At 74.3% G+C, this 339-nt stretch carries 1 protein-coding gene; it reads right to left on the reverse strand.

Going from position 1 to position 339, the window contains the following annotated elements; genetic code table 11:
- Window positions 1-145: 145 nt before the first annotated feature.
- The coding region (locus ACLBYB_RS32910; protein WP_447701392.1) for an SDR family oxidoreductase at window positions 146-339 on the reverse strand (194 nt) is incomplete at its 5' end.

Raw genomic sequence — 339 nt, forward strand, 5'->3', positions numbered from 1 at the left:
GGCCAGCCCATGGAAACCGTTTGTCCTTCCCGGCGCCCGCCCGCGAGGAAGCGGGACCGGAGGGCCGGGCCTTTAACCGCCGGCCATTGCCAGGGTTCACGGGGGTGGCCGGGACCGGGTGTCGCGTCCCGGCCGCCCCGAACCCTCAGATCTGGACCTGCCCGCCGTCGGCGAACAGCTCGACGCCGTTGACGAAGCTCGCCGCGTCCGAGGCGAGGACCAGCACCGCCTGGGCGATCTCCTCGGGCCGGCCGACGCGGCCGGCCGGGATCTGGCCGGCGAGGACATCCTTGGTGGCCGCCGCCTGATCGCCGCCGCCGAAGAGCTCGTCGAGGCCAG

Source organism: Methylobacterium sp. D54C (assembly GCF_053345595.1).